General features: G+C 37.7%; 33 protein-coding genes. 28 read left to right on the top strand and 5 right to left on the bottom strand.

From position 1 onward, the window contains the following. Window positions 1-139 precede the first annotated feature (139 nt). From sufC to MHB65_RS19450, 15 genes are all read left to right on the top strand, one after another. A complete protein-coding gene (sufC, locus tag MHB65_RS19520; protein ID WP_085986379.1) occupies window positions 140-925 on the top strand; it encodes a Fe-S cluster assembly ATPase SufC in 786 nt (261 codons plus the stop codon). Between the two features lie 18 nt (window positions 926-943). Further along, complete coding sequence (gene sufD / locus MHB65_RS19515; RefSeq protein WP_342441423.1) at window positions 944-2,251, top strand: Fe-S cluster assembly protein SufD; 1,308 nt, start codon at window positions 944-946, stop codon at window positions 2,249-2,251. Then, window positions 2,251-3,480, top strand: a complete 1,230-nt coding sequence (locus tag MHB65_RS19510) for a cysteine desulfurase (RefSeq protein ID WP_342441422.1) — start codon at window positions 2,251-2,253, stop codon at window positions 3,478-3,480. Before sufD ends, MHB65_RS19510 begins: the two co-directional genes overlap by 1 nt. Further along, complete coding sequence (sufU, locus tag MHB65_RS19505; protein ID WP_036078619.1) at window positions 3,470-3,895, top strand: Fe-S cluster assembly sulfur transfer protein SufU; 426 nt, start codon at window positions 3,470-3,472, stop codon at window positions 3,893-3,895. Before MHB65_RS19510 ends, sufU begins: the two co-directional genes overlap by 11 nt. A 100-nt stretch (window positions 3,896-3,995) precedes the next feature. Next, entirely contained in the window at window positions 3,996-5,393 is a 1,398-nt protein-coding gene (sufB, locus tag MHB65_RS19500) for a Fe-S cluster assembly protein SufB (protein ID WP_205445275.1), read from the top strand. A 253-nt stretch (window positions 5,394-5,646) separates the two neighbouring features. Then, window positions 5,647-6,642: an ABC transporter substrate-binding protein gene (locus tag MHB65_RS19495; protein ID WP_342441421.1), complete on the top strand. Its 996-nt coding sequence runs from the start codon at window positions 5,647-5,649 to the stop codon at window positions 6,640-6,642. 173 nt (window positions 6,643-6,815) lie between these two features. Next, entirely contained in the window at window positions 6,816-7,673 is an 858-nt protein-coding gene (locus tag MHB65_RS19490; RefSeq protein ID WP_342441420.1) for a DUF72 domain-containing protein, read from the top strand. Next, window positions 7,673-8,497: a sulfite exporter TauE/SafE family protein gene (locus MHB65_RS19485; protein WP_205445269.1), complete on the top strand. Its 825-nt coding sequence runs from the start codon at window positions 7,673-7,675 to the stop codon at window positions 8,495-8,497. Before MHB65_RS19490 ends, MHB65_RS19485 begins: the two co-directional genes overlap by 1 nt. A 22-nt stretch (window positions 8,498-8,519) precedes the next feature. Then, the gene (locus MHB65_RS19480) at window positions 8,520-9,887 is read left to right on the top strand and encodes a bifunctional UDP-sugar hydrolase/5'-nucleotidase (RefSeq protein ID WP_342441419.1); all 1,368 of its coding nucleotides are present in this window, start codon (window positions 8,520-8,522) and stop codon (window positions 9,885-9,887) included. A gap of 33 nt (window positions 9,888-9,920) precedes the next feature. Continuing rightward, entirely contained in the window at window positions 9,921-11,030 is a 1,110-nt protein-coding gene (locus MHB65_RS19475) for an HD-GYP domain-containing protein (RefSeq protein ID WP_342441418.1), read from the top strand. Between the two features lie 23 nt (window positions 11,031-11,053). Next, window positions 11,054-11,851 carry a sporulation protein YunB gene (yunB, locus tag MHB65_RS19470; RefSeq protein WP_205445264.1) on the top strand — a complete coding sequence of 266 codons (798 nt, stop codon included), beginning with the start codon at window positions 11,054-11,056 and terminating at the stop codon, window positions 11,849-11,851. 107 nt (window positions 11,852-11,958) lie between these two features. Continuing rightward, entirely contained in the window at window positions 11,959-12,876 is a 918-nt protein-coding gene (gene lipA, locus MHB65_RS19465) for a lipoyl synthase (RefSeq protein ID WP_004228269.1), read from the top strand. A gap of 33 nt (window positions 12,877-12,909) precedes the next feature. Further along, window positions 12,910-13,257, top strand: a complete 348-nt coding sequence (locus MHB65_RS19460; RefSeq protein ID WP_342441417.1) for a YutD family protein — start codon at window positions 12,910-12,912, stop codon at window positions 13,255-13,257. A 117-nt stretch (window positions 13,258-13,374) separates the two neighbouring features. Then, entirely contained in the window at window positions 13,375-13,902 is a 528-nt protein-coding gene (locus MHB65_RS19455; protein WP_205445258.1) for an HAD family hydrolase, read from the top strand. A 63-nt stretch (window positions 13,903-13,965) separates the two neighbouring features. Next, window positions 13,966-14,148: a hypothetical protein gene (locus tag MHB65_RS19450; RefSeq protein WP_009371989.1), complete on the top strand. Its 183-nt coding sequence runs from the start codon at window positions 13,966-13,968 to the stop codon at window positions 14,146-14,148. Window positions 14,149-14,230: 82 nt separating this feature from the next. Here MHB65_RS19450 and MHB65_RS19445 read toward each other — a convergent pair whose 3' ends face one another. Further along, entirely contained in the window at window positions 14,231-14,497 is a 267-nt protein-coding gene (locus tag MHB65_RS19445) for a DUF3055 domain-containing protein (RefSeq protein WP_205445257.1), read from the bottom strand. Between the two features lie 89 nt (window positions 14,498-14,586). Between MHB65_RS19445 and MHB65_RS19440 the strand changes: the two genes are divergently transcribed. Together MHB65_RS19440 and MHB65_RS19435 are read left to right on the top strand one after the other, a co-directional pair. Next, window positions 14,587-15,039 (top strand): DUF86 domain-containing protein, encoded by a 453-nt coding sequence (locus MHB65_RS19440; protein ID WP_205445255.1) that lies wholly within the window; start codon window positions 14,587-14,589, stop codon window positions 15,037-15,039. Continuing rightward, the gene (locus MHB65_RS19435; protein WP_342441416.1) at window positions 15,036-15,788 is read left to right on the top strand and encodes a TIGR01457 family HAD-type hydrolase; all 753 of its coding nucleotides are present in this window, start codon (window positions 15,036-15,038) and stop codon (window positions 15,786-15,788) included. Before MHB65_RS19440 ends, MHB65_RS19435 begins: the two co-directional genes overlap by 4 nt. A 79-nt stretch (window positions 15,789-15,867) precedes the next feature. Here MHB65_RS19435 and MHB65_RS19430 read toward each other — a convergent pair whose 3' ends face one another. Next, a complete protein-coding gene (locus MHB65_RS19430; RefSeq protein WP_004228286.1) occupies window positions 15,868-16,104 on the bottom strand; it encodes a YuzB family protein in 237 nt (78 codons plus the stop codon). A gap of 269 nt (window positions 16,105-16,373) precedes the next feature. On the opposite strand from MHB65_RS19430, the gene MHB65_RS19425 reads away from it, so the two are divergent. Beyond that, window positions 16,374-17,438, top strand: coding sequence for an NAD(P)/FAD-dependent oxidoreductase (locus MHB65_RS19425; RefSeq protein WP_205445252.1), 1,065 nt, complete (start codon window positions 16,374-16,376; stop codon window positions 17,436-17,438). 53 nt (window positions 17,439-17,491) lie between these two features. Here MHB65_RS19425 and MHB65_RS19420 read toward each other — a convergent pair whose 3' ends face one another. Continuing rightward, window positions 17,492-17,827 carry a YuzD family protein gene (locus MHB65_RS19420; RefSeq protein WP_205445250.1) on the bottom strand — a complete coding sequence of 112 codons (336 nt, stop codon included), beginning with the start codon at window positions 17,825-17,827 and terminating at the stop codon, window positions 17,492-17,494. 83 nt (window positions 17,828-17,910) lie between these two features. On the opposite strand from MHB65_RS19420, the gene MHB65_RS19415 reads away from it, so the two are divergent. Then, window positions 17,911-18,147, top strand: a complete 237-nt coding sequence (locus MHB65_RS19415) for a NifU family protein (protein WP_004228295.1) — start codon at window positions 17,911-17,913, stop codon at window positions 18,145-18,147. Window positions 18,148-18,198: 51 nt separating this feature from the next. Here the strand turns inward: MHB65_RS19415 and MHB65_RS19410 are convergent, their stop codons facing one another. Then, window positions 18,199-18,891: a DUF2225 domain-containing protein gene (locus tag MHB65_RS19410; RefSeq protein ID WP_205445248.1), complete on the bottom strand. Its 693-nt coding sequence runs from the start codon at window positions 18,889-18,891 to the stop codon at window positions 18,199-18,201. Window positions 18,892-19,077: 186 nt separating this feature from the next. On the opposite strand from MHB65_RS19410, the gene MHB65_RS19405 reads away from it, so the two are divergent. From MHB65_RS19405 to MHB65_RS19380, 6 genes are all read left to right on the top strand, one after another. Beyond that, window positions 19,078-19,452, top strand: a complete 375-nt coding sequence (locus MHB65_RS19405) for an iron-sulfur cluster assembly accessory protein (protein WP_342441415.1) — start codon at window positions 19,078-19,080, stop codon at window positions 19,450-19,452. A gap of 199 nt (window positions 19,453-19,651) precedes the next feature. After that, window positions 19,652-19,867 (top strand): hypothetical protein, encoded by a 216-nt coding sequence (locus MHB65_RS19400; protein ID WP_342441414.1) that lies wholly within the window; start codon window positions 19,652-19,654, stop codon window positions 19,865-19,867. 131 nt (window positions 19,868-19,998) lie between these two features. After that, window positions 19,999-20,652: a site-specific integrase gene (locus MHB65_RS19395; protein WP_342441413.1), complete on the top strand. Its 654-nt coding sequence runs from the start codon at window positions 19,999-20,001 to the stop codon at window positions 20,650-20,652. 779 nt (window positions 20,653-21,431) lie between these two features. Next, window positions 21,432-22,151 (top strand): ParB N-terminal domain-containing protein, encoded by a 720-nt coding sequence (locus tag MHB65_RS19390; protein WP_342441412.1) that lies wholly within the window; start codon window positions 21,432-21,434, stop codon window positions 22,149-22,151. 5 nt (window positions 22,152-22,156) lie between these two features. Further along, window positions 22,157-22,315 carry a hypothetical protein gene (locus tag MHB65_RS19385; protein ID WP_342441411.1) on the top strand — a complete coding sequence of 53 codons (159 nt, stop codon included), beginning with the start codon at window positions 22,157-22,159 and terminating at the stop codon, window positions 22,313-22,315. Window positions 22,316-22,342: 27 nt separating this feature from the next. Further along, window positions 22,343-22,489, top strand: coding sequence for a hypothetical protein (locus MHB65_RS19380; RefSeq protein ID WP_342441410.1), 147 nt, complete (start codon window positions 22,343-22,345; stop codon window positions 22,487-22,489). On the opposite strand, the gene MHB65_RS19375 is transcribed toward MHB65_RS19380, so the two are convergent. Beyond that, entirely contained in the window at window positions 22,486-22,707 is a 222-nt protein-coding gene (locus tag MHB65_RS19375; protein WP_342441409.1) for a helix-turn-helix transcriptional regulator, read from the bottom strand. The two genes, MHB65_RS19380 and MHB65_RS19375, sit on opposite strands and share 4 nt — an antisense overlap. A 150-nt stretch (window positions 22,708-22,857) precedes the next feature. Between MHB65_RS19375 and MHB65_RS19370 the strand changes: the two genes are divergently transcribed. The 3 genes from MHB65_RS19370 to MHB65_RS19360 all read left to right on the top strand — a co-directional run bounded on the left by MHB65_RS19370 (window position 22,858) and on the right by MHB65_RS19360 (window position 24,400). Beyond that, entirely contained in the window at window positions 22,858-23,331 is a 474-nt protein-coding gene (locus MHB65_RS19370; RefSeq protein ID WP_342441408.1) for a hypothetical protein, read from the top strand. After that, entirely contained in the window at window positions 23,328-23,555 is a 228-nt protein-coding gene (locus MHB65_RS19365) for a hypothetical protein (protein ID WP_342441407.1), read from the top strand. Before MHB65_RS19370 ends, MHB65_RS19365 begins: the two co-directional genes overlap by 4 nt. A gap of 305 nt (window positions 23,556-23,860) precedes the next feature. Then, the gene (locus MHB65_RS19360; RefSeq protein ID WP_342441406.1) at window positions 23,861-24,400 is read left to right on the top strand and encodes a hypothetical protein; all 540 of its coding nucleotides are present in this window, start codon (window positions 23,861-23,863) and stop codon (window positions 24,398-24,400) included. Window positions 24,401-24,643 lie beyond the last annotated feature (243 nt).

The following is a 24,643-nucleotide window of genomic DNA, read 5'->3' as shown; positions in this document are numbered from 1 at the left end:
CAAAGTCTTTATTTTTCAAGATTTTATTTGAGGAATGGGAAAGTAATTGAAATGGTTTGCATAGAGAACGATTTTCAGTTAAGATTAGAATGATGATAATTAAGGAATGGTTGACCCATTCACTGAACACTATGGAGGTATTTTCATGTCAACTTTAGTTATTAAAGATCTTCACGTTGCTATCGACGGAAAAGAGATTTTAAAAGGCGTAAATCTTACAATTAATACAAACGAAATTCACGCAATCATGGGACCAAACGGAACTGGTAAATCAACACTAGCTTCTGCTATTATGGGTCATCCTAAGTATGAAGTAACTTCAGGAACTGTTGAGCTTGATGGCGAAGATGTGCTTGAAATGGAAGTGGATGAGCGTGCTCAAGCTGGTTTATTCCTAGCAATGCAATATCCTTCTGAAATTGCTGGTGTAACAAATGCTGATTTCTTACGTTCAGCAATTAATGCGCGTCGTGAAGAAGGCGATGAAATTTCATTAATGAAATTTATCCGCGAATTAGATAAAAACATGGAATTCCTTGAAATGAATGAAGATATGGCTCAACGTTATTTAAATGAAGGTTTCTCTGGTGGTGAGAAAAAACGTAATGAGATTCTTCAATTAATGATGATCAAACCAACAATTGCGATCTTAGATGAAATTGACTCTGGTCTTGATATCGATGCATTGAAAGTTGTATCAAAAGGCATCAATGCAATGCGCGGTGAAGGCTTTGGCTGCTTAATGATTACACACTATCAACGTCTATTAAACTACATTACACCAGACCATGTACACGTAATGATGCAAGGACGTGTTGTGAAATCAGGTGGTGCAGAGCTTGCACAACGCTTAGAAGCAGAAGGTTATGACTGGATTAAAAAAGAATTAGGAATCGAAGAAGAAACAGAAGAACAAGAAGCATAAGAAGGAGGACGAACTAGCATGGCAGTGGAACTTAACTTGCCTGTAACAGTACAGGACGTGCGCTCGTTCTCAGAAGCAAATGGTGAACCAACTTGGTTTACAGAACTTCGCGCGGCAGCACTAGACAAAGTAACTGGTTTAGATTTGCCAAAACCAGATAGAACGAATATTACTAAATGGGATTTCATGAACTTCCCAGCATTGGCAGTTCATAGTGAGGCATTCTCTTCATTGGATGCTCTACCTGAAGAAGCAAAAGGTTTAATTGACCTTGAAGCACAAGAAAACCTATATATTCAACGTAATAATACACCAGCGTACATTAAGACATCACAAGAATTGGCTGATAAAGGTGTTATTTTTACTGATATTTTTACAGCTGTTCGTGAACATGGCGAACTTGTTCAAAAATACTTTATGACAGAAGCTGTTAAAGTAGATGAGCATAAGTTAACAGCACTTCATACAGCACTTGTTAATGGTGGGGTGTTTGTATACGTACCAAAAAACGTAATTATTGAGCAACCACTTCAAGTTGTTTTCCTAAATGACAATGCGGAAGCTTCATTATATAACCACGTTTTAGTAGTAGCAGAAGCCAATTCAGCTGTAACATATGTGGAAACATATGTTTCAACAATTGAACAGGCAAAAGGACAAGCGAATATTATTGCGGAAGTTGTTGTTCAAGATAATGCACAGGTGACATATGGTGCAGTAGATGTCCTTGCAAAAGGCTTTACGACTTATGTAAATCGTCGTGCACGTTTAGCACGTGACGCGAAAGTTGACTGGGCTCTTGGTCTAATGAATGATTCAGACACAATCTCAGAAAACATTACGCATCTAATTGGTGACGGTTCTCATGCAGATACAAAAACAGTCGTAGTTGGTCGTGGAGAACAAAAACTTAACTTCACTACTGAGGTTCGTCACTGGGGTAAAAACTCTAACGGGCATATCTTAAAGCATGGTGTAATGAAAGATGCAGCTCAGTCAATCTTCAACGGTATTGGCTACATCGAGCACGGTGCAACAAAAGCAGATGCACAACAAGAATCACGTGTATTAATGCTGTCAGAAAAAGCTCGTGGGGATGCAAACCCAATTTTATTAATTGATGAAGATGATGTAACAGCAGGACACGCAGCATCTGTTGGTCGAGTAGATCCTCTACAGCTTTACTATTTAATGAGCCGTGGTATCTCGAAAGCAGAAGCAGAGCGCCTTGTTATCCATGGATTCCTTGCGCCAGTTGTTACGCAATTACCAATTGAAGGCGTTCAAAAGCAACTGACGGAGGTTATTGAAAGGAAAGTTCGCTAATGATGAATAAAGACATTAAAAGCTATTTCCCAATTTTAAATCAGGATGTAAATGGTCATAGACTTGTATATCTTGATAGTGCAGCGACGTCACAGAAACCTGTTCAAGTGATTGAAGCCATTAAAGCTTATTATGAATTTGATAATTCCAATGTTCACCGTGGGGTGCATACATTAGGAAACCGTGCAACAGATAAATATGAAGGTGCTCGTGAAAAGGTTCGTAAGTTTATTAATGCACAATCAACACAGGAAATTATTTTTACGCGTGGTACAACAACGGCTTTAAATACAGTTGCGTCAAGTTACGGACGTGCAAATGTTGTCGAGGGTGATGAAATTGTCATTACTCATATGGAGCATCACTCCAATATTATTCCTTGGCAACAATTAGCCAAAGAAAAAAATGCAACTTTAAAATACATTGAGCTTGAAGCAGACGGCACTCTTAGCCTAGAGAAAGTACGTGCGACTGTCACACCTAAAACAAAAATTGTTTCGGTGTCAATGGCATCAAACGTACTTGGAACAATAAATCCAATTAAAGAAATTGCTCAAATTGCACATGCTAATGGTGCTGTCATGGTAGCCGATGGTGCACAAGCTGCGCCACATATGAAAATTGATGTGCAAGATTTGGATGTAGATTTCTTAGGTTTCTCAGGGCATAAAATGTGCGGACCAACTGGAATAGGTGTACTATATGGTAAAAAGGAACACCTTGAAAAGATGGAGCCAATTGAGTTTGGTGGCGAAATGATTGATTTCGTTGGGCTTTATGAGTCAACGTGGAAGGAATTACCGTGGAAATTTGAAGGTGGAACGCCTATTATTGCAGGTGCAATAGGTTTAGGAGCCGCTATTGATTTCTTAACTGATATTGGGTTAGATAACATTGCAGAGCATGAGCATAAGCTTGTAGGCTACGCAATGGATCAGCTTGAGACAATTGACGGTTTGAAAATTTTCGGCCCACGTGACCCGATGAAGCGTTGTGGATTAGTGACATTTAATTTAGATGATGTACATCCACATGATGTGGCAACGGTGCTTGATATGAACGGTATTGCTGTTCGTGCAGGACATCATTGTGCACAGCCACTAATGAAATGTCTTCAGCAAGTAGCGACAGCGCGTGCAAGCTTCTATCTGTATAATACAGAGGAGGATATTGACCGTTTAGTTGCAGGGTTACGTTCTGCGAAGGAGTATTTTGGCGATGTCTTTTAATAATTTAGATCAACTATATCGTTCAGTCATTATGGATCACTACAAAAATCCTCGTAATAAAGGCTCTTTAGAAGAGGATGCTGTAACGATTGATATGAACAATCCTACATGTGGCGATCGTATTCATTTAACATTAAAAGTGACTGACGGTGTTGTAGAGGATGCGAAATTTGACGGTGAAGGCTGTTCTATTTCTATGTCCTCTGCATCCATGATGACACAGCTCATCAAAGGAAAAAAAGTAGAGGAAGCTATTGAGCTTTCTGATATTTTTTCTAAAATGATGATGGGTGAGGAGTACAGCGATAAATATGACCTTGAGGATGTTGAAGCACTGCAAGGTGTTTCACAATTCCCGGCACGAATTAAGTGTGCGACATTGGCTTGGAAAGCAATGGAAAAAGGTGTGAAATAAATCTTGCTTCCTTGTTGCATGAGTGAAAGCTACTAAGTTTTCACTCAAGGCAAGGGATGAATACCCCGAAAAATACATCTCAACGAACGGAGGAGAAAAGATGGCTAAAAAAATGCCTGATATCGGCGATTACAAATACGGTTTCCATGACAAGGACGTATCAATTTTCCGTTCAAAACGTGGTTTAACAGAAGAAATCGTCCGTGAAATTTCAAATATGAAAAAAGAGCCAGAGTGGATGCTGGAGTACCGCTTAAAAGCTCTTGAAACATTTTATACAAAACCGATGCCACAATGGGGTGGCGATCTTGGTGATTTAGATTTTGATGAAATTACGTACTATGTAAAACCATCAGAAGCTACACAAAAGTCATGGGATGAAGTACCAGATGAAATCAAAGCAACTTTTGATAAATTAGGTATCCCAGAAGCAGAACAAAAATATCTTGCAGGTGTATCCGCACAGTATGAGTCTGAGGTAGTTTATCACAACATGAAAAAAGACCTTGAAGATCTTGGTATTGTGTTCAAAGATACTGACTCTGCTTTACGTGAAAACGAAGATATTTTCAAACAATATTGGGGCAAAGTGATTCCTTACACGGACAATAAATTTGCTGCATTAAACTCAGCTGTATGGTCAGGTGGATCATTTATTTATGTACCACCAGGCGTTAAAGTAGAAACACCATTACAAGCTTACTTCCGTATTAACTCTGAAAATATGGGTCAATTCGAACGTACACTTATTATTGTTGATGAAGGCGCTCACGTACACTATGTTGAAGGTTGTACAGCTCCTGTTTATACAACAAACTCTTTACACTCAGCGGTTGTAGAAATCATTGTACGTAAAGATGCATATTGCCGTTATACAACGATTCAAAACTGGGCGAACAATGTTTACAATCTTGTAACGAAACGTACAGTTGTAGAAGAAAACGGTACAATGGAATGGATTGATGGTAACATCGGTTCTAAATTAACAATGAAATACCCAGCATGTATCCTAAAAGGTGAAGGTGCTCGTGGTATGACATTATCGATTGCATTAGCAGGTAAAGGACAACACCAACATGCTGGCGCAAAAATGATCCATATGGCACCAAACACATCTTCAACAATCGTTTCTAAATCGATTGCTAAACAAGGTGGTAAGGTAACGTATATGGGACAAGTTCGTTTCGGTCCTAAAGCAAGTGGTGCACGTGCAAACATTGAATGTGATACGCTGATCATGGATAACCAATCGACTTCTGATACAATTCCTTACAACGAAATCTTAAATGATAATGTATCTTTAGAGCACGAAGCAAAAGTTTCAAAAGTATCTGAAGAACAATTATTCTATTTAATGTCTCGCGGAATTTCTGAAGAAGAGGCGACAGAAATGATCGTAATGGGCTTCATCGAGCCATTTACAAAAGAACTACCAATGGAATACGCAGTAGAAATGAACCGTCTGATTAAGTTCGAGATGGAAGGTTCTATCGGTTAATTTACTAGCAACCCCTAGTCACAACAAAACTTGTGACTAGGGGCTTTTTTGTGTTTTTACGTTGCGAATGAAAATGGATATTTATAATATATCGAAATAGTACTGGATTTTTGAAAGAATACATACTAAAATGATAATGAGAATCAATATCAATTGAAGGGGCTGATAAAACTATTAAGATGTCCAGTACTTCAATATGCAAGATGACATAGCTAATTGTCATAACAATAATCATTCAAAGGAGAATATGTAAATGAAAAAGAAGTTTCTATTTATTAGTTTTATAGCATTATTTATGCTCATTCTTGCCGCATGTGGAGAGAAGAAGGCAGTAGAAGAGGAATCGTCCACTGATGCACCAAAAGAAGAAGCGACACAAACAAAAGAAGAAACTACAAATGAAAATGGCACGAGAACGATTGAATATCTTGGTGAAAGCTATGAAGTGCCAGAAAAGGTTGAAAGAATTGTTGTAACAGGTGCTATGGAAGCGATGGAGGATATGGTTGTGCTGGATGTTCATCCAGTAGGAGCTATTGCTGTTGGTGGCAAGTTCCCTGAGCTATATGCTTCCGTAACAGACAAAGCAGAATCAATTGGTGAAAAAATCAAACCAAACTTTGAAAAAATACTAGAATTAGATCCTGATGTTATTTTAGGTTCATCTAAATTCCCGGAAGAGGTACAAAGTAAATTAGAAAAAATTGCTCCTACCATTTTAGTATCACATATTTCGACGAACTGGGAATCTAATTTGAATTTATTAGCTGAACTAACTGGTAAGCAAGCAGACGCAGAGAAGATATTGTCTACATATAAGGCTGATATTGAAGCTGCTAAAGCTACGTTAACTGAGAAACTACAAGATCAAAAAGTGGCGGCTATTCGTATTCGTGGAGGACAAGCATATGTTTATCCAAAAGAAGTATTTTTAAATGCTGTTCTTTATGGAGAGCTTGGTTTAGCAGTACCTGATGAAGTTGCTAAAGCTAAATCGCAAGAGGCCATTTCTGTGGAACAGCTGGCAGATATGAATCCTGATTATTTATTTGTGCAGTTTTCAACAGATGAAAATGCGGATGCGCCAAATGCTTTAGAAGACTTTAAAAAGAATCCAATCATCCAAAATATTAATGCATTTAAAAATGACCAAGTATTTGTCAATGTACTAGATCCATTAATGGAAGGCGGCCCTGCATACAGCCGTATTAAGTTTTTAGAGGCTATTCAGCAAAATCTTGTGAAATAACTGGTAGCCCGTTTAAGTAGCATGAGTTCAATGGTATATGGACTCATGCTTTTTCTTTTGCATGGAGACAATCCTGCTATTCGATTAGACAAAAGAAGCTATATTTTTTACATGATGTTTATTTGTAGTGACATACTGTGTGCTATGATTATGTACATAGAGGAGGATGTCACATGATTGTAGTTGGATTAACTGGTTGGGGCGATCACCCTTCACTTTATAGTGGAGTGACTACCTCAAAGGATAAATTATTTGATTATACAGGTCATTTTTTAACGGTCGAAGTCGATACTTCTTTTTATGCCATACCAGCTAAAGAGCATGTTCGAAAATGGTGTGAGGATACACCTGAAAATTTCCGTTTTGTTGTCAAGGCTTTCCAAGGCATGACGGGGCATTTACGTGGAGAGATTCCTTTTGAATCAAAAAATGATATGTTCAATGCTTTTATTGAATGTGCCAATGAATTTAAACGTTATGGAAAGCTAGCCATGATATTAGCACAATTTCCACCATGGTTTGATTGCCAAGGGAAAAATGTGAAATATTTATTGTATATCCGGCAACAGCTCAAGGATTTTGAAGTGGCGATTGAATTTCGAAATCAAACATGGTATGCAGAAAATGTTGTCCAGCAGACGATGGATTTTTTACGAGAACATCAATTTATCCATACGATTTGTGACGAACCACAGGCTGGTGTAGGATCTGTTCCTTTCTATCCTGTAGTGACTGCTAATAAAGCGTTGATCCGTATCCATGGTCGCAATATACATGGCTGGCGGAACACAGGAAATGCAGAAAATTGGCGTAAAGTTCGCTTCTTATATGATTATAATAGAGAAGAATTACAGCAGCTTGGGCATAGGATGAAAAAGCTTGAACCAGAGGTCAATGAACTCTTCGTATTATTTAATAATAATTCAGGTAACCATGCAGCGAAAAATGCAAAGGAGTTACAAGTCATGTTGAATATTAACGATGTTGGGTTGGCACCTAAACAATTAAACATGTTTGAAGGGGAACTATAATGGAGTTTATTTTATTAGTCATCATTGCATTGTTTGCTGGTCTAATTGGCTCATTAGTTGGACTAGGTGGTGGAATTGTTTTAGTACCAGCCACATTATACATCGGCTTAAATCTAGGAATGATACCAGATATTACACCACAAAAAGTAGTTGGTTTATCAGTTGTGATGATGATTTTCACGGGACTTGCCTCCACGCTAAGCTATATGAAAGCTAAAACGGTGGATTATAAAAGTGGTTTTATATTCTTTATTGGAAGTATTCCAGGGACAATCCTTGGTGCTTGGGTCAATAAAGGATTAGATTTACCATCCTTCAATTTATACTTTGGTATATTGCTTATTATTTTATCGATTATTTTGCTTGTCCGTGACAAACTGAAGCCTGTAAAATGGTTTGTAAAAAATGGTATGCAACAAGAATTTACTGACTCTGAGGGGAAAACCTATGTATATGGCTATCCCATTTGGTTTGCCATTACAATAACATTTGGTATTGGCTTTGCTTCTGGGCTGTTTGGTATTGGTGGCGGCTCCATGATTGTGCCAGCAATGATTATTCTGTTTTTATTTCCACCACATGTCGCAGTGGCAACGTCCATGTTTATGGTCTTTTTAACGTCCATCGTTAATTCTGCAAGTCATGTTTATTTCGGTCATGTCCCATGGCTCTATACTATTCCTGTTATTCCAGGAGCTTATATTGGAGCAAAACTCGGTGCAGCGTTAAATAAAAGAATTAAATCCGATACACTTGTACTGGCATTACGGATTATTCTATTATTATTAGGAATTCGTTCTATTATAGAAGGCATATTAGCTTAATATTTGAAGTGAGGTGGCTTTAATGCTTGAAAAAATCCATATTTTTCACACAAATGATTTGCATAGTCATTTTAAGTATTGGCCACGAATGCAAAGCTATGTGAAAGAGATAAGAAATAATCTGGCAAATATAGGGGAAACAAGCTTTTTGTTTGATGTTGGAGATCATTTAGATCGTTCCAATATTTATACGGAAGCAACAGTTGGAAAAGGCAATGTGCAATTGCTCAACGAGGCGGGTTACGATGTTGTGACAATCGGTAACAATGAAGGCATTACATTGTCCCATGAAGAGCTCTTTCACTTGTATGATCATGCAGATTTTGATGTCGTTGTGGCAAATGTATATGCCTCTGACGGGAAGAAACCAGCATGGATGAAACCTTTTGTAATAATAACAACAGCAACAGGTACGAAGTTGGGTGTCATTGCTGCCACTGCCATGTTTGAAGTGTATTATGAAGAATTAAACTGGCACATGGACGAGGCTCGCAGTACATTGCTCCGTCTAGCTCATCAACTACGTGAAGAAGTAGACATTGTAGTATGCTTATCCCATTTAGGTATTACCGAGGATGAGCTCTTAGCGGAAGAATGTCCAGAAATTGATGTTATATTCGGCTCTCATACACATCATGTCCTGCCAGATGGCAAAATCATTAATGGTGTTTTACTGACGGGTGGAGGAAAGTTTGGACAATATACTGGACATCTTGTCATAGAATATGATAAAAAATTGAGGAAAATTGTTGAAAAAAAGGATACTTTAATTCATAATAAGGATTTGCCAATTGTTAAAAATGAACAGGAAATGGTACAGTTTTTGGAGGATGAAGGAAACAGAATATTGGATACTCCAGTTTTTACAACAAAGAAAGCCTACAACAAGGAATGGTTCCATTATTCACAGCTATCTGATTTATTTGCACATGCAATTTTGGAAAAAAGCGGTGCTGACTGTGCATTATTCAATGCAGGGATATTTTTAGATGGGCTTCCTAAGGGAACCGTGACTGCCCTAGATTTGCACCGAATTTTTCCACATCCAATTAATTTATGTACAATTGAATTATCTGTTGCTGAAATGAAAGAAATATATATGCAATCTAAAAATGAAGAGTGGCCCTATATCGAATTAAAAGGACTAGGGTTTAGAGGCGTCATTTTTGGGAAAATATTGACATATGGATTTTCCATGAATGAAAATCGCCAATTATTGATTAATGGTAAGCTAGCAGATCCAGATCACATTTATAAACTGGTCACATTGGATCTGTTTACATTTGGTTATTTTTATCCAAGTTTTAAATATGCAAAAAAACAATATATTTTACCTGAATTTTTACGAAACATTATGATAGATTATGGTCAAAGATTCTTTAAACAATAGAGAGAGTTTAAAGAATGGAATGGGGAAGAAGTCATGCGATTAATTTCAATCGATGTATTAAAAGAAGGAATGGTATTAGGAAGAACCATTTGGAATGAGGCAGGTCATCCGCTTTTAAAGAAAGATGTTGTCATTAATGACCGTATTATTCAAAGACTTCAACAGTTAAATACACATTATTTATATATTGACGATGAGATTTCTGAAGGTATAGAAGTAGAAGAGACTGTACCACCTGCTATGCGAAATAAAGTAATCAAAACGATAAAAGATTCATTCCAATCCATTGATGGTTTAAATCCAGTAAATGCTTCTTATATATTAGATCAGCAATCAAAGACAATTGTCTCAATTGTAGATGAACTACTTTCCGCAGTTACTGGAAATAATGAAATTTTAACGATTTTAACAGATGCTTATTTATTTGATGAATATTTATATCAACACTCCTTCCAAGTGACTTTGTATTCTATTGCAATTGCCAAAGAGCTTGGATATTCTGCTGAGGATCTTCGCTTAATCGGGATCGGTGCATTATTGCATGATGTTGGTAAACTCATGGTACCAAAAGATATTTTAACAAAGCCAGGACGTTTAACGAATGATGAGTTTGAAACGATGAAAATGCATGCTCGTTATGGCTTTGATTTATTGCGGAATTTACATTCAATCTCTCTGCTTGTGGCGCACTGTGCTTTCCAACATCATGAGCGTATTGATGGAAGCGGCTACCCAAGAGGACTTGTTGACTTTGAAATTCATCCATTTGCCAAGATTATTGGGGTTGCAGATGTTTTTGACGCTGTTACGACAAATCGTGTTTACCGTGAGAAGATGCTACCTTCACAAGGGCTTGCTATTGTTGAAGCTGGCTCTGGTACTCTTTATGATGCAAGGATTGTAAAAGCTTTAAAAAGAGCTGTCGTCCATTATCCAAACGGTGTTATTTTAAAATTATCTGATGGACGCCGTGGTATTGTATCTAGACAAAACACATTGGATGCGGCATTACCGTGGATTCGTATTTTTGAAGAACAAGATCAATTGCTCGCAGCTACATATGAAATGAATTTAGTGGATTATCCTGGTGTGACAATTGAAAATGTTGAGACCGATTACGTGGTTCCCGCTAAAGTAGAATAAATTGCTCCTCCTGTTCATACGTTATGGAACAGGAGGAGATTTTTTTGTTTTTCCCTCGAAAAAGAATGAAATTACGCTCATATGGTAGAAGGGGAATGCGTCTTAATAAATTAACGATTTTAATTGTTAGTGTGGTTGTTTGCCTTATATTATTTATTTATTATTTAAATGAACGGCTCATGCCAACCTATTTGCAATATGCTGAAGTACAAACCACGAAGATTGCATCTTACGTTGTGAGTAAAGCGATTAATTCGCGTACCTCAAATGTATTAGATGTAAATGATATCATTGAAGATATTCCTCCAGGTACGTCTGAAATGATGACGACTAAGTTTAATACAGAAATCATTAATCGTGTTCGAGCAGAGACATTAGAGCTTGTTAAAATGTATTTGGAGCAAGCTGAACAAGGAGAACTAGCCCATTTACCTGAATTAGATAATGTTGAATATGATATTAACAGAATTCAAGATGGTGATGGCATTGTCTTTTTTGTACCGCTTGGTCAAGCAGCTAATATTCCTTTACTTGGAAATTTAGGGCCAAAGATCCCGATTCGCTTCCATGTGATTGGTAATGTTCATAGTAATGTGACATCCTCCATTCAAGAATTTGGAATCAACAGTGCTTATGTGGAGGTAGGGATTCATTTAGAGGTAAATGTCCAGATTATTGTCCCATTTGCTAGTAAATCTTCAACCGTTGCGCAGGATATCCCTGTCGCGATGGGCCTAACAAGGGGACCTGTTCCAAACATTTATACCAATAGTAGTGATGCGCCTCAGCCTTCCATAGAAATACCTGTCCCTTATAAGTAGAAATGTTTGTTGTGATAGTTGTTGGAGTGCCTTGAATATGTTACATTGACAACAGTGAAGATAGTTAATATTAAAAAATGCATATTTTTGATAGGGGCGATATTCGTATGACATCTTGTAAACCTACAAGTAAAGAAGAACATGTAAGAAAGCCAGACTGGCTAAAAATAAAACTAAACACGAATGATGAATATAAAGGGCTTAAAAAGCTGATGCGTGAGAAAAATCTGCATACAGTATGTGAAGAAGCTCGTTGTCCAAATATCCATGAATGCTGGGGAGAGAGACGTACTGCTACCATGATGATTCTTGGTTCCGTTTGTACACGTGCTTGTCGTTTCTGTGCAGTGAAAACAGGTTTACCAAATGAACTAGATTTGGCAGAACCTGAGCGCGTTGCTGATTCAGTAGCCATTATGAATTTAAAGCACGTTGTTATTACAATGGTAGCGCGAGACGATTTAAAGGATGGCGGTGCCCAAGTTTTAGCAGAAACAGTACGTGCTATTCGACGTAAAAGTCCTTTCACATCTGTTGAAGTATTGCCATCAGATTTAGGTGGAATGAAGGAGAACCTTCAAATGTTAATGGATGCAAAACCAGATATTTTAAATCATAATATTGAAACGGTACGCCGTTTAACACCAAGAGTGCGTGCTCGTGCAAAATACGAACGCTCTCTAGAGTTCCTGCGTTTAGCTAAAGAGATGCAGCCTGAAATTCCAACGAAATCATCATTAATGATTGGATTAGGCGAAACACATGAAGAAATATTAGAAGTAATGGACGATTTACGTGCGAATAACGTAGATATTATGACGATTGGTCAATATTTGCAGCCAACGAAAAAGCATTTACCAGTTAAAAAATACTATTCACCAATAGAATTTGGTAAACTGCGTAAGATTGCGATGGAGAAAGGCTTCAAACATTGTGAGGCTGGCCCACTTGTACGTAGTAGTTATCATGCAGATGAACAAGTAAATGCTGCAACGAAAGAACGTCAATTACAAGCAGAAGTGTAAACGTCAAGGCTGAACGAAAAGGGTGGTGTCACTTTGATCATAGTTGAAGGATTAGAATATGAACTATTAGAAGATTATCGAGAGGCCTTTCAGGAGGAAGTTTTTCAGGAAAGGTACTCAGATATCTTAGCTAGATACGATTATATTGTAGGTGATTGGGGCTATAATCAATTACGTTTAAAGGGCTTTTTTGATGATAAAAATCAAAAATCCACTTTTGATACGAAAATAAGTACGCTTCAAGATTATTTATACGAATATTGTAATTTTGGCTGTGCTTATTTTGTGTTACGTAAAATAGGAAAAGTCATGAAACAGCCGGAAGTAGTGGATACGAGTGAAGTAACAAAGCCAACAGACCATGAACCTTTAGCAGAATAAATTATTATACGAAAAAACCTGATGTGATAGGCATCAGGTTTTTTCTTCGTAATTGTTAGCTTTTGCGTAATTGGGGAAAACTAAAGCACAAAACAGCTTATTGAAGGTGTGTTGCAAATGAAAAGAGCCGTATTTTTAGATCGTGATGGTGTCATCAATGAAGTACTAACGAATCGTGTGAAGTTTGTGAATAAGCCTAAGGATTTGTATTTTTTACCACAAGTGCCTGAGGCAATCAGGAAGCTAAATAAGCATTTCGATTATGTGTTTGTCGTGACAAATCAAGGTGGTGTCGGTTTAGGTTTCATGAAGGAAACGGGCTTACAGAAAATTCATGAGCATATGGTGAAGGAGCTAAAGAAAAAAGGGGCAACCATCCATGAAGTTGTTTATTGTCCCCATAAGCCTAAGTCGGGCTGTGCATGCCGAAAGCCCAATAGCAAATTAATTGTGGATTTAGGAAAGAAATATAACATTGATTTAGCAAAATCCTATATGGTAGGCGATACGGATACGGATATTATTGCAGGAAAACAGGCAGGAACAAAGGGCGTATTCTTAGGGCAACAAGACCCTTTAGCAGATGCTGTCTTTCCAGATTTAATAAGCGCTGCCCAGTGGATTATTAAAGATGCAACAGCTTAAAAGTATTGTGAAAAAAGACGTATAAATCATTGGAAAAAGGATAATTTATGAGTGGAGGTGATGATGTTGGCAAAAGAAAAGCGCAATAAAAAGCCATTAGATCGAGAGGAATATGGATATGGTTTTGATATTAGTGTAGATGATTTAGCTGTGATTGGTCAAAATCAACAAGCGAAAAAGCAAAATGATAATGAAAATAAAGACAAGCCTCATAATAAAGATAATCCATCCACTTTAAATAAATAACAATTCGTAAAAAGATTTCGCAATTGCCTATGGCTAGCGGAATTTTTTTATGCCATATAAAAAACACCCAATAAAATGGGTGTTAGTTCAATAATTCACGTAAATAATCTCGTAATTCGATTGTTTCTTCTTCTGTGCGATTGTACACATGTTCTAAGTAACCAGGCTCTTCTACATCATCAGGACCAATAATAGCAAATCGGCCAAACTGGATATCCATGACAAGCACTTTACCAAAGAAGCGGCCAGATTGTAATATAGCTAAATCATAACGCAACTTTTGTCCAGCAAAACTAACAAATCGTGTTTTTGTATCTTCTACATCATCATATAAAAAAAAACGTTCCATCTTTTAATCTCCTTCCAATCCTATAGTTATGGTACTATAGAAGAGAAAAGACTATCAACTTTTAAAGATTTTGAATGGGGGCTTTCCTTGTGTATTTTGTAGATCGTAATAAAATCACAAAAAATTTACAGTACTTAGATGAGCTATTAACTATTTTGGAGACAGAAGATAATTGGCTTCAGAATGATATAAAGAAATTAGCGATCGAGCGAATTGGACACAACATTATGGAGTCAATGATGGATGTAGGAAATTTAATGATTGACGGTTTCATTATGCGTGATCCTGGAAGCTACGAGGATATTATTGATATTTTAGTCGATGAGAAAGTTGTAGCTGCTGAAATGGAAGCACCATACAAAGCAGTTGTTGGCTTGCGTAAAATGCTTGTGCGTGAGTTTATAGAAGTAGATATCCAAGAGGTTATCCATGTTCTAACAGCCAATTTAACACCTTTAAAGCAGTTCTCGCCAGCAGTTCATCATTATTTAACAAATGAATTAGGACCTGTTTCTGCATTTTTGCCAGAGGATCATCAATGAAACAATATAAGGCCTATTGCTTTGATTTAGATGGCACTGTCTACCGTGGGAAGGAAGGTATTCCTTCAGCGGTTGCTTTTATTCATCGTTTACAGCAAGCAGGAATTGAGCCATTCTATGTAACGAATAATTCATCGAAGACGCGAGAACAACTGCAAAAAGCTTTACTTTCTATTGGTGTGAACGCCCCATTAGATCATATTTATTCAAGTGCATTGGTAACCGCAAAGTATGTGGCTCTGCATTTCACAGGCAAAAAAGTAGCGATGATGGGTACAGATGGTATTCGTCAGGCATTACTCAATGAAAAGATTGTACCTGTTGAGGAGGAGCCGGATGTATTTGTCATGGGGATTGATCGTACGCTTGATTATATGGCACTTGCCAGGGCAACGGTTTTTGTCCAGCAAGGAGCGACCTTTATTGCCACGAATCAGGATATTAAATTCCCAACAGAATACGGTTTCTTACCGGGCAATGGATCTTTTGCTCGCTTGGTAGGAGAGGTTGCAGATGTTGAACCAATCTATATTGGTAAGCCATCGCCGGCCATGCTGGAAGTGATCGCTACCGAACATGGGATTGCGAAAGAAGACATGGTAATGATCGGAGATAATTATGATACGGACATTATGTGCGGCATTCGTTTTGGCTGTGACACTATTCATGTGAATACTGGTGTTACGCCTACAAAGATTGTCCTCGAAAAAGAATGCCAACCTACATATGTAGTGGACGTATTAAAGTAATAAAAGGATGTTTATGCTGATTTTTAGCATAACATCCTTTTTATTTGTTCAAATTTATTCATATAGGCATTTTAGAAAACTACCATAATGGATTTTCTTCAATAAATTGATAAATGGCTTTCGTTAATTCATCAGGAGAATCAGCTTCTACTAATTCACCGTTTACTATTGCATAAAAGGATTCTGAGCACTTTGTACAATAACTGAGGCAGCCATATTCCAAAACGTCGATGTTTGGATCGCGTTCGAGTACTTCATAAGTTGCTTGAGAGCCATTTGCTAAATTACTTATACAAAATTCAACCATTGGATTCATCCATGTCACCTCACCAAAGTAATGCTACTCGGTTTTACGATTTTCGTCAATTATTTACGTTTAAGGGAAAAGAAACGTTTTTTTATAAAAGATAAAGGGAATTCTTTATTAATGGCTTAAAAATCAATTGAAATGAACAAGTTCTCGTTTGTTTTGTGAAATCTTTCACAAATTTTCATTCTGATATTGTGAAACTTCTCACAATCGGTTATACTCGTTTGTGGATACTTTGTGAACAATTATTAAAAGAGATATAAAAGGAGACTATTATGGGAAAATTAGTACTTTTAGGTGGCGGCTACGGCAATATGCGTGTCATGCTTCGTCTATTAAACAGCCTACCATTAGACAGAGAGGTAGTTATAGTAGATAGAGCCCCTTTCCATAGTTTAAAAACAGAGTTTTATGCATTGGCGGCAGGGACTGCAACAGATAAAGAAATTCGTGTAAGCTTCCCAGAGCATGAACGTTTAACAGCCGTATATGGAGAAGTCGTTGAAATTAATCGTGCGGAAAAAGTAGTCATTCTTGAAGACGGACAACGTATAGAATATGATGATTTAGTCATTGGGCTTGGCTGTGAAGATAAATATCATGGTGTACCAGGTGCGGAAGAGCACACGTACAGCATTCAAACAATGGGCAAATCACGTGCAACATTCCAAGCACTTTGTGGTTTACCAGCCGGATCTACAGTTGGAATTATAGGGGCTGGCTTAAGTGGAATTGAGCTTGCAAGTGAGCTACGTGAAAGTCGATCAGATTTAAAAATAAAGCTATTTGACCGTGGTCAACGTATTCTAAAAGATTTTCCGGAAAAATTAAGTAAGTATGTAAAGGATTGGTTTGTTAAGCATAATGTTGATGTCGTTGCCAATTCCAATATTACAAAAGTAGAGCCAGGTAAGATTTTTAATCATGATGATGAAATTTTACTCGATGCGGTTGTATGGACTGCGGGTGTACAGCCAGTCAAAATCGTTCGTGATATGGATGTCGAGAAAGATAAACATGACCGTCCACTTGTCACACAGTATTTTAATGTACTTGATGATGAACATGTCTATGTTGTAGGGGATTGTGCTTCATCAGATTTAGCTCCAACAGCACAGTTAGCGGAGGAACAAGCGGAGCAAATCGTGAAAGTACTTCGTATGCGTTGGAAAGGTGAACATTTACCAGAGAAGATGCCAGATATTAAATTAAAAGGCTTCATGGGGGCTCTTGGTAAAAAACAAGGCTTTGTGTACTTAGCTGATACAACAGTAACTGGACGTATCGCTCGCTTAATGAAATCAGGATTATTGTGGTATTACAAACGTCAAAATGATTAATTAGCTGAAAGGGATTGTTTCAACATCATTTTGAAACAATCCCTTTGTCTTTGTTATACCGTTTCGTCTGGGACGAAACCTAAATTTTCAAGGGCTGTAAATACAGGCTTTAATTGCACGTAGCCTTCCCCAACAACCTCATTGTTAATGAGGACAAGAGGGTAGAAAAATTCATCTTCTTGAATACGTGTCGCATACTCTTGATCGCGTTCATTCTCAATTGGACCTTCAATATCGATATAGCGAATATCGTATGCGTGATCTGGATATTTGCGATTGATGGCTGCTTGTAGCCATTCATATGTATCCTTTGAAGATGGGGCATTGACACAGCTAGCACAGATGACAGCTGTTCCATAAATTTCAATCATAGGTTTTGTTGATAGCATAGTATTTTCTCTCCTTGTGATTCAATATTGGATTTTTTCTGTTGCTAACATTATAATCATTATAAGGAAAGGAGTCGAGATAAATGGCAGAAGCAACAATTAACGACCAAGTTCAAGAGGTATTAGATAAATTACGTCCATTCTTACTACGTGACGGTGGAGACTGTGAATTAGTAGATGTTGAGGATGGCGTTGTGAAATTACGTTTGTTAGGTGCTTGTGGCAGTTGCCCAAGTTCTACGATTACACTAAAAGCTGGTATTGAACGAGCATTATTAGAAGAAGTACCAGGTATTGTGGAAGTAGAGCAAGTATTCTAAGCCTTTGTAAAAAGTTCTAGCTGATTTCCAAGCTAGAACTTTTTTATTTACCTATACATGACGTGCATGTTCTTTTTCTTCACGAATAATGGCCCACTGTTCTTTCGCCATATCTATAATTTTTGCCTCGCCACCGACACTTTGTTTTTCAATGACTCTAGAAAAGAAGCGTGTCGCATTTTCAATATCTCCAATGCGTCTAGATAATTCAGCAATCATATACATAATTCGGACAGCTGACATTTGTGTAGAGCTGTAATCCTCGGTAGAATAAGATTCCATATAATAATCACGTGCTAATTTCATAAAGCGTTCCTCTTGTCCACTATTGTTCAAAGAACGATAGAGCCATGCAAGACGTAAAGTTAATCCAGCAATCGCTACATTTTTTTCCTTTTTAATTGTGCCACAAAGAAAAGCTAATTTATAGGCTTGGATCGCCTGAAATACAGTACGTTCACCCTTGAAATCATGATGTACCCATTTTTCTGTAATTTGTGTGCGAATATTATCTTGAATACCTGGCGCAAAATATTTTGTAAAGTCTTCTGTAAAGGAAAAGCCGCAATGCTCACAAACAAAAACATTATAATAGAGAGCATTCACTTCATCTGCATAAATAGGTTGAAAATCCGTTTCTGTATGATCTACTTTAATAAATTTTGAGCGGACTTTTAGCGTTGGAAATTCTTTTTTGCAATTTAAACATTGAATTTTTTTTTCATAATATGGTGAAATCTCCATATATATTACCCCCTGCCAAGAATTCGTTGTAACTATTATACCAATGATGCTTTTATTAACATGAATAAAAAATACTATTAATGTGAAAAATATTAGAATTATGACTTAAAATCGACTTGAAGCTGAATGTTTGTCATACAATGGTCAAAATTGTTATGATAATACGTAAGAAGGAAGGTGATTGGGATGACAAGTACAAAGCAAGTAATTGAAGTAACACAAGCTGCTGGCTTTCATATTAATGAAATGATGAAGCATAATGAAGAACAAGGTTCTTTTTTACGTGTAGTGGTGAATGGTGGTGGCTGTAGCGGGCTATCCTACGGCATGCATTTTGATAAAGAGAAAAAAGATGATGACTTTGAAGATGTACAGCATGGTTTAACAATTCTTGTTTCCCGTGAAGATGCGCCGATTTTGATGGGAACAAAAATTGACTATAAACAATCGCTAATGGGCGGTGGCTTCACCATCGATAATCCAAATGCCATTGCATCATGTGGCTGCGGTACTTCATTCAAAACAGCAAAACGTGAAGGTACGCCTGAGGTTTGTGAATAATCTAGTTGAACGGACAGTAGGACGTCATGCTTACGTATTTATACCGACTAGTTGTTAGTTGGTTTCTATCGGATATATGAATATTAACGCTAAATTGCGCTTTCTTACGTATTGAAAAACGATACGGAAGGGAGCGCTTTTTTTATGTCTGAAAACCGTTCTATTAAACGACGTAGAGCAAGAGTAGAGACACGTGAAAATGAATCGATTACGACCGTTCATAGAATCGGGCTGTCTGACGCATGGAGTTATTTCATTACCGCTAAGATTGGCGAAGGTATTCGAAGAAGAACGCAAGAGGATTATTCGAACACTTGGCGGTATTTTACGGAATGGTTATTCGAGGCTGATTATAAGGTTCGATATGTTAACGATATTACATCGACAATGTGCCGTGATTACATTCGGTATTTAACAGAAGAAGCACCGCGTTTTAAGAATCACAAATACATGAGCGGTGACTACGGCAAAGGCTTATCGTCTGCAACTATTAATATGCGGATTAGAGCTTTAAAGGTGGCCTTTAATTTTTGGAAGGCGGAGAACATGGTGCGTATAAGTCCGATGGATAATATCAGATGCCAAAAAGATGATGTAGATAAAATAGAATCGTTTACAGATGAACAAATTGAAGCATTAATAAACGCCTGCGATCAACGTACTTACGTAGGGTTCCGCGATTATGTTTTTCAAATTTGTCTATTGGATACGGGAATGCGAATGAATGAATTGCTTTCGATAACACCCGAATCAATCGACATTAAGACTCGTTGTATTCATTTAGGTGCGGAGTTTAATAAAAATCGTCGATATAGAGTCGTACCGATTTCGCAGGATACATTGAAACTTCTATTTGAGTTAGTAGACGAGAATAAGCAGCATTTCCCTGAAGCGAAACGTATTTTCTTATCTTGTTACGGTGAAGAAGTGCGCGATACGCAGATGAATAAACGGTTGAAGTATTACGGAGATGTTACCGGAGTTGGTAAAGAAATTCGAAGTACCGCACATACATGGAGACATACGTTTGCTCGCAATTTCATTCTAAATGGTGGGGATCCGTATACGCTAATGCGAATTTTAGGTCATTCCAGTATCACCATGACCCGCAGGTATGTGCAAATGACTGACGGTGATATACAGGTTAAGCATTTTGAGTATTCACCTTTACGGAAACTGAGAACAAAAATACGCAAATAAAAAAAGAAAAAGCCTAGCGCTCGTAACGCTAGACCTTTCTTATTCCGATTTAACACAAATATGCCCGCCAGCATAAGTGTTTCACCCATAATTGAATATGAGCGATGATATGCCTTCATTTTACTTGAAAAAAAGATAAAATGCAAAGGTCTAGTTTCCTATTGTCAAAAATAGGTTCGTTCCGTCTTGGTTGCCCAATAACAGACGTTAAAGACACTGGAAAGGTTTGTCGTACCGATGCACAAAAGCGACTATATCACAGGTCAAGCCGTTTCCTTGTTTACGGTTGTGATGAAGGCGCGCATCTGCCAATTGAAAAGGTGCGGTGGATTATCGGCTGTTACGGCAGGGTAATCGCACTCATGCGGAAAAGCTTCACGACAACCGCATACGCAGGACGATAATTGCGTAAGAGTGTGACAGACGAAAGTCTGCTGCGAAACAAGGCGACGAGCAACCTCAATAAATCTCCATGACGTTGAATGATCGCGTAGTTACTTTATGTCTATTACTCTTTTTTTGAGTTTTAGATATAAGGTAACAACTTTCTCCGATTTCCTAATTTCATCAGCCATTCTGTTGAAAAATCGGGTGCGGTTGTCAAGCGTAAAACTACAAAATATCAAAATAAATACATAGAGCGTAAATAATATATTCCCGAAAATGAAATAGCGTCATATATAACGGCTACTAAACTATTACGAGATACTTTAACGAAAGGACAACGAGCTTGTATCGTAATTAACTTATTTTATGAGGAGGAGAAGCAGAAGGCAAAAATGACACAAGGTACTAGGACAGACATCTCTCCAGAAATGGAGACAAGTTTAACTGGAGAAGTTGCCGAAGTATTATCGAAGAAATCCGGTGTGGGTAAGACGAACATATACTACTTGCTCGCAGTAAAGGACAAGCGCCCAGACTTATACGAAAAAGTATTTGACGGTTCGTATTCAATAGGAAAAGCACACACGCAAATGAAACTTGATGAAAATCCGCCAACAACAGAGGAAGAACGCCAAGAGGAATTGGAAGCAAACGGTATCCGTGATGCAATTAAGTGTACGCCAGCGTTTACAGTCATTAGCGGACACCAACGACTGCGTATCGCAAAGGACTTAGGATTAACGGAAGTACCAGTCGATATTATCGACGTTGACGAATGGGAGGCAGAGTATTTACTTATTGCTGAAAACGTAGAACGTCGAGGGGTCGCAGAGCAGGACGCTATAAAAAAAGCTAGAATAGCGCAATTTCTCAAAGAATATTGGGGAATTAAACAAGGAAGTAGAAGTGACTTAGTTGAAAATCAACGAAGTATGAAAGATGTAGCTGAAACAATAGGTGAAAGTGAATGGTCAACTAGGCAAATTTTAAAGTTAAATAAATTAATTCCGCAACTTCAACGCCTAGTATCGACAGGCAAACTCGGAACAACAAGTGCATATTTAGGTGTTCGATTACATATGAAGTTTTATATGACTTTAAATGGAGTGTGATTGCATTGCCAACAGAGGAACAGCTTAAGACTATCGTGGAAGGGGTAGCTAGGATGTCCGAAAAGTACGGATTTCCAACAATGCCGAAAAAGAAAAGGAAGAAGAAAAAGAAAGTAAATAACAAGGTTGAAGAAAACAAGAGCGAAGCTAGTCACGGTTTATAAGATTGATAAAGGATGGTGTATATATGTATGATGTATAACCAAGAAAAGTTAAAGAAGTTTGCGGAAGGTGTTCGCAAGCAAACGGAGAAATATAACTTACCGACAACGCCTAGAAGAAAGAAGAAAAAGAAAGTAGAGAACATAATAGAGGAAAACAAGAGCGCAGCCAACTAATCGGCTTGCGCTTTTTCTTCGTCTACTATTTCAATGAGATCGCTAATATCGCAATTCAAAGCTTTACAAACCTTCTCCAATGTATCGAACTTTATTCCATCAGTTTCCTCGTTATACAAACGTGAAAGACCATTTCTATGTAAACCAGTTTCTTTCGCTAATTCAGAAATCTTCATTCTTTTCTCACCTAATAAACGAGATAAATTTACTTTAATCATATGTAATCACAATCCTTTTTAATTTCATTTTACACTGTAGTGTATATAACTTCAATTTATTGTTGACAATGCACACTGTAGTGTATATTATATTAACTATAAAGCACACTATGATGTGCAAAAATGACACTATGGAAGGCGGAATGTGAAATGTTTACGACGTTAGACGAAGGCAAATGGTTAACAGACAACGAAGTTTGGTCAGTGGAGTATCAAATTGTGACGTTTGAAAAAGAAGGCGTATTCTCAACGTCTTATCAGGTGTTTGTGAAGCGACGAAACTGCAGATGGGATTACACAGTTCCTACGACACCAGTTCCGTTATACGTACAGGAAATGATTGATGACACTATTCGTAAGTGCAAACGTTTAATAGCAGAGTATACGAAAAAAGTAGCAGACCAAGCAACAGAAATTGTTATCGCAGATAGTAGTGATTACGTAGATAACTACGAGGCTGTTTCCACAGAGAAAGGTGCTTGGCGAACTATAGTAATGCGTTTATCAAATACAGCACTTAAAACAATTCCAATTTTCGATCATATGCATGTAATTTGTTCAGACTTTTATCGTGCCTTGATAGTTGATGGTCAGGAGTTAGTGATTGGGGGTATTCCAGCATGAAACAAGGAGTTGCGCGTAAACCGTCGTCACAGTCGTTTGAGCGTGAATATAAGAAGGCGTACATTAAACTACTAACGAAAGCAGCTGTCGATACAGCAAAGCAGGTAGACGCATATTTTTTCGGTGAAGAAGGTGAGGACGGTGAACTCAGAGTGTGGTACTACGGTACAACAGCGTTTTCTATCGCAATACCTTTGTTTATATATGTAACGATTAATATGTGAAAAGTTAAACACTCAACTAGCGCCAACTAGTAGAGTCATATATAACGCTGATCCTGCGCCAACAGGACCGGCAAATATTCGCTAGAGCTTGCGCCAACAAGCGACTAGTATCATAATCGTAGCGCCAACTGCGATTGGAGACGGTTACTTTGCAGAGTAGCCGTTTTTCTATTCCTATATTATTACAATAATGACATAATGGTAAATATGTATATATAAAAGTACAACAATCGCATTTTTGTATATACAGAAATGTGAAATTTAGAATAATGGATATACAAATGGGAACCCGGAGGTACATATGTATGACAAAAAACAAAGAAACAGAAATTCTACGAATGTTCATCGCTGGGAGTCGATTAGACACAATTATGAGGCGTTTGAAGGTTAGTGAGGAAGATGTTATGGAAGTCATCATCACAACACCAGCAACACGTGCAGAAGCTCGTAAGATAGTAGACGCAATGCGCGACGGTACATATCATCCTTTCTTATATAAAGAAAAGCTAGGGCGCACCGAACTCCCTGAAAGTAAAAAGCGTAAAATACGACAAATACGTATCTCTGACGAAGAAATGGAGTTTCTAGGTAACCCGAACAGTACGCAGTTACGCAGTAAGTTAATGCGATTACGGGAAATCCAGCTGTTGTGCGAACAATTAGACGCTGCAGACATTGACTTAGTACCGAGCGAATGGATAAATGACGAGTATCCAGCAGATGATCCTTTTTGGAATCATATGTGCCATCGTACATTATTTGATAGATTACGTACATTAGCTGGGAGTGAGCGCACCGTTAAGCATGTAATAGAGAAGTACGGCACGGGTAAGAAAGACGAATAGATACGAGTCTTTGCTGACGCAAATCCTCTACGTCGGCTAAAGCCTCCGTCTCATTACATTATTGATGATATCTAGCGATTGTAATAATATCGATGTAATAGATAGACGCGGACTTATTTTGCGTTCTTTGCAAAATGAGGACGCAAAGGTTTTAAATGGTTGTTCCAACCAAACGGAACCTTTATCGTTACTGTTGATATTGGGCGTTATCCTTACGTGATACTACTGATAAGATAGACAAGA

Source organism: Lysinibacillus sp. FSL K6-0075 (genome assembly GCF_038592945.1).
GTDB classification, from domain to species: Bacteria; Bacillota; Bacilli; order Bacillales_A; family Planococcaceae; genus Lysinibacillus; species Lysinibacillus fusiformis_F.
Note: the sequence above shows the minus strand (reverse complement) of the source record. Positions and strands in the feature narration are given on the sequence as shown.

Bases quoted from the DNA above. Each gene is read 5' to 3' on its own strand.
- sufD (WP_342441423.1), top strand. From the start codon at position 944: ATGGCAGTGGAACTTAACTTGCCTGTAACAGTACAGGACGTGCGCTCG.
- MHB65_RS19510 (WP_342441422.1), top strand. From the start codon at position 2,251: ATGATGAATAAAGACATTAAAAGCTATTTCCCAATTTTAAATCAGGAT.
- sufU (WP_036078619.1), top strand. From the start codon at position 3,470: ATGTCTTTTAATAATTTAGATCAACTATATCGTTCAGTCATTATGGAT.
- sufB (WP_205445275.1), top strand. From the start codon at position 3,996: ATGGCTAAAAAAATGCCTGATATCGGCGATTACAAATACGGTTTCCAT.
- MHB65_RS19495 (WP_342441421.1), top strand. From the start codon at position 5,647: ATGAAAAAGAAGTTTCTATTTATTAGTTTTATAGCATTATTTATGCTC.
- MHB65_RS19490 (WP_342441420.1), top strand. From the start codon at position 6,816: ATGATTGTAGTTGGATTAACTGGTTGGGGCGATCACCCTTCACTTTAT.
- MHB65_RS19485 (WP_205445269.1), top strand. From the start codon at position 7,673: ATGGAGTTTATTTTATTAGTCATCATTGCATTGTTTGCTGGTCTAATT.
- MHB65_RS19480 (WP_342441419.1), top strand. From the start codon at position 8,520: ATGCTTGAAAAAATCCATATTTTTCACACAAATGATTTGCATAGTCAT.
- MHB65_RS19475 (WP_342441418.1), top strand. From the start codon at position 9,921: ATGCGATTAATTTCAATCGATGTATTAAAAGAAGGAATGGTATTAGGA.
- yunB (WP_205445264.1), top strand. From the start codon at position 11,054: ATGGAACAGGAGGAGATTTTTTTGTTTTTCCCTCGAAAAAGAATGAAA.
- lipA (WP_004228269.1), top strand. From the start codon at position 11,959: ATGACATCTTGTAAACCTACAAGTAAAGAAGAACATGTAAGAAAGCCA.
- MHB65_RS19455 (WP_205445258.1), top strand. From the start codon at position 13,375: ATGAAAAGAGCCGTATTTTTAGATCGTGATGGTGTCATCAATGAAGTA.
- MHB65_RS19450 (WP_009371989.1), top strand. From the start codon at position 13,966: ATGTTGGCAAAAGAAAAGCGCAATAAAAAGCCATTAGATCGAGAGGAA.
- MHB65_RS19445 (WP_205445257.1), bottom strand. From the start codon at position 14,497: ATGGAACGTTTTTTTTTATATGATGATGTAGAAGATACAAAAACACGA.
- MHB65_RS19435 (WP_342441416.1), top strand. From the start codon at position 15,036: ATGAAACAATATAAGGCCTATTGCTTTGATTTAGATGGCACTGTCTAC.
- MHB65_RS19430 (WP_004228286.1), bottom strand. From the start codon at position 16,104: ATGAATCCAATGGTTGAATTTTGTATAAGTAATTTAGCAAATGGCTCT.
- MHB65_RS19425 (WP_205445252.1), top strand. From the start codon at position 16,374: ATGGGAAAATTAGTACTTTTAGGTGGCGGCTACGGCAATATGCGTGTC.
- MHB65_RS19420 (WP_205445250.1), bottom strand. From the start codon at position 17,827: ATGCTATCAACAAAACCTATGATTGAAATTTATGGAACAGCTGTCATC.
- MHB65_RS19415 (WP_004228295.1), top strand. From the start codon at position 17,911: ATGGCAGAAGCAACAATTAACGACCAAGTTCAAGAGGTATTAGATAAA.
- MHB65_RS19410 (WP_205445248.1), bottom strand. From the start codon at position 18,891: ATGGAGATTTCACCATATTATGAAAAAAAAATTCAATGTTTAAATTGC.
- MHB65_RS19405 (WP_342441415.1), top strand. From the start codon at position 19,078: ATGACAAGTACAAAGCAAGTAATTGAAGTAACACAAGCTGCTGGCTTT.
- MHB65_RS19400 (WP_342441414.1), top strand. From the start codon at position 19,652: ATGAATCGATTACGACCGTTCATAGAATCGGGCTGTCTGACGCATGGA.
- MHB65_RS19395 (WP_342441413.1), top strand. From the start codon at position 19,999: ATGGTGCGTATAAGTCCGATGGATAATATCAGATGCCAAAAAGATGAT.
- MHB65_RS19390 (WP_342441412.1), top strand. From the start codon at position 21,432: ATGACACAAGGTACTAGGACAGACATCTCTCCAGAAATGGAGACAAGT.
- MHB65_RS19380 (WP_342441410.1), top strand. From the start codon at position 22,343: ATGATGTATAACCAAGAAAAGTTAAAGAAGTTTGCGGAAGGTGTTCGC.
- MHB65_RS19375 (WP_342441409.1), bottom strand. From the start codon at position 22,707: ATGATTAAAGTAAATTTATCTCGTTTATTAGGTGAGAAAAGAATGAAG.
- MHB65_RS19370 (WP_342441408.1), top strand. From the start codon at position 22,858: ATGTTTACGACGTTAGACGAAGGCAAATGGTTAACAGACAACGAAGTT.
- MHB65_RS19365 (WP_342441407.1), top strand. From the start codon at position 23,328: ATGAAACAAGGAGTTGCGCGTAAACCGTCGTCACAGTCGTTTGAGCGT.
- MHB65_RS19360 (WP_342441406.1), top strand. From the start codon at position 23,861: ATGACAAAAAACAAAGAAACAGAAATTCTACGAATGTTCATCGCTGGG.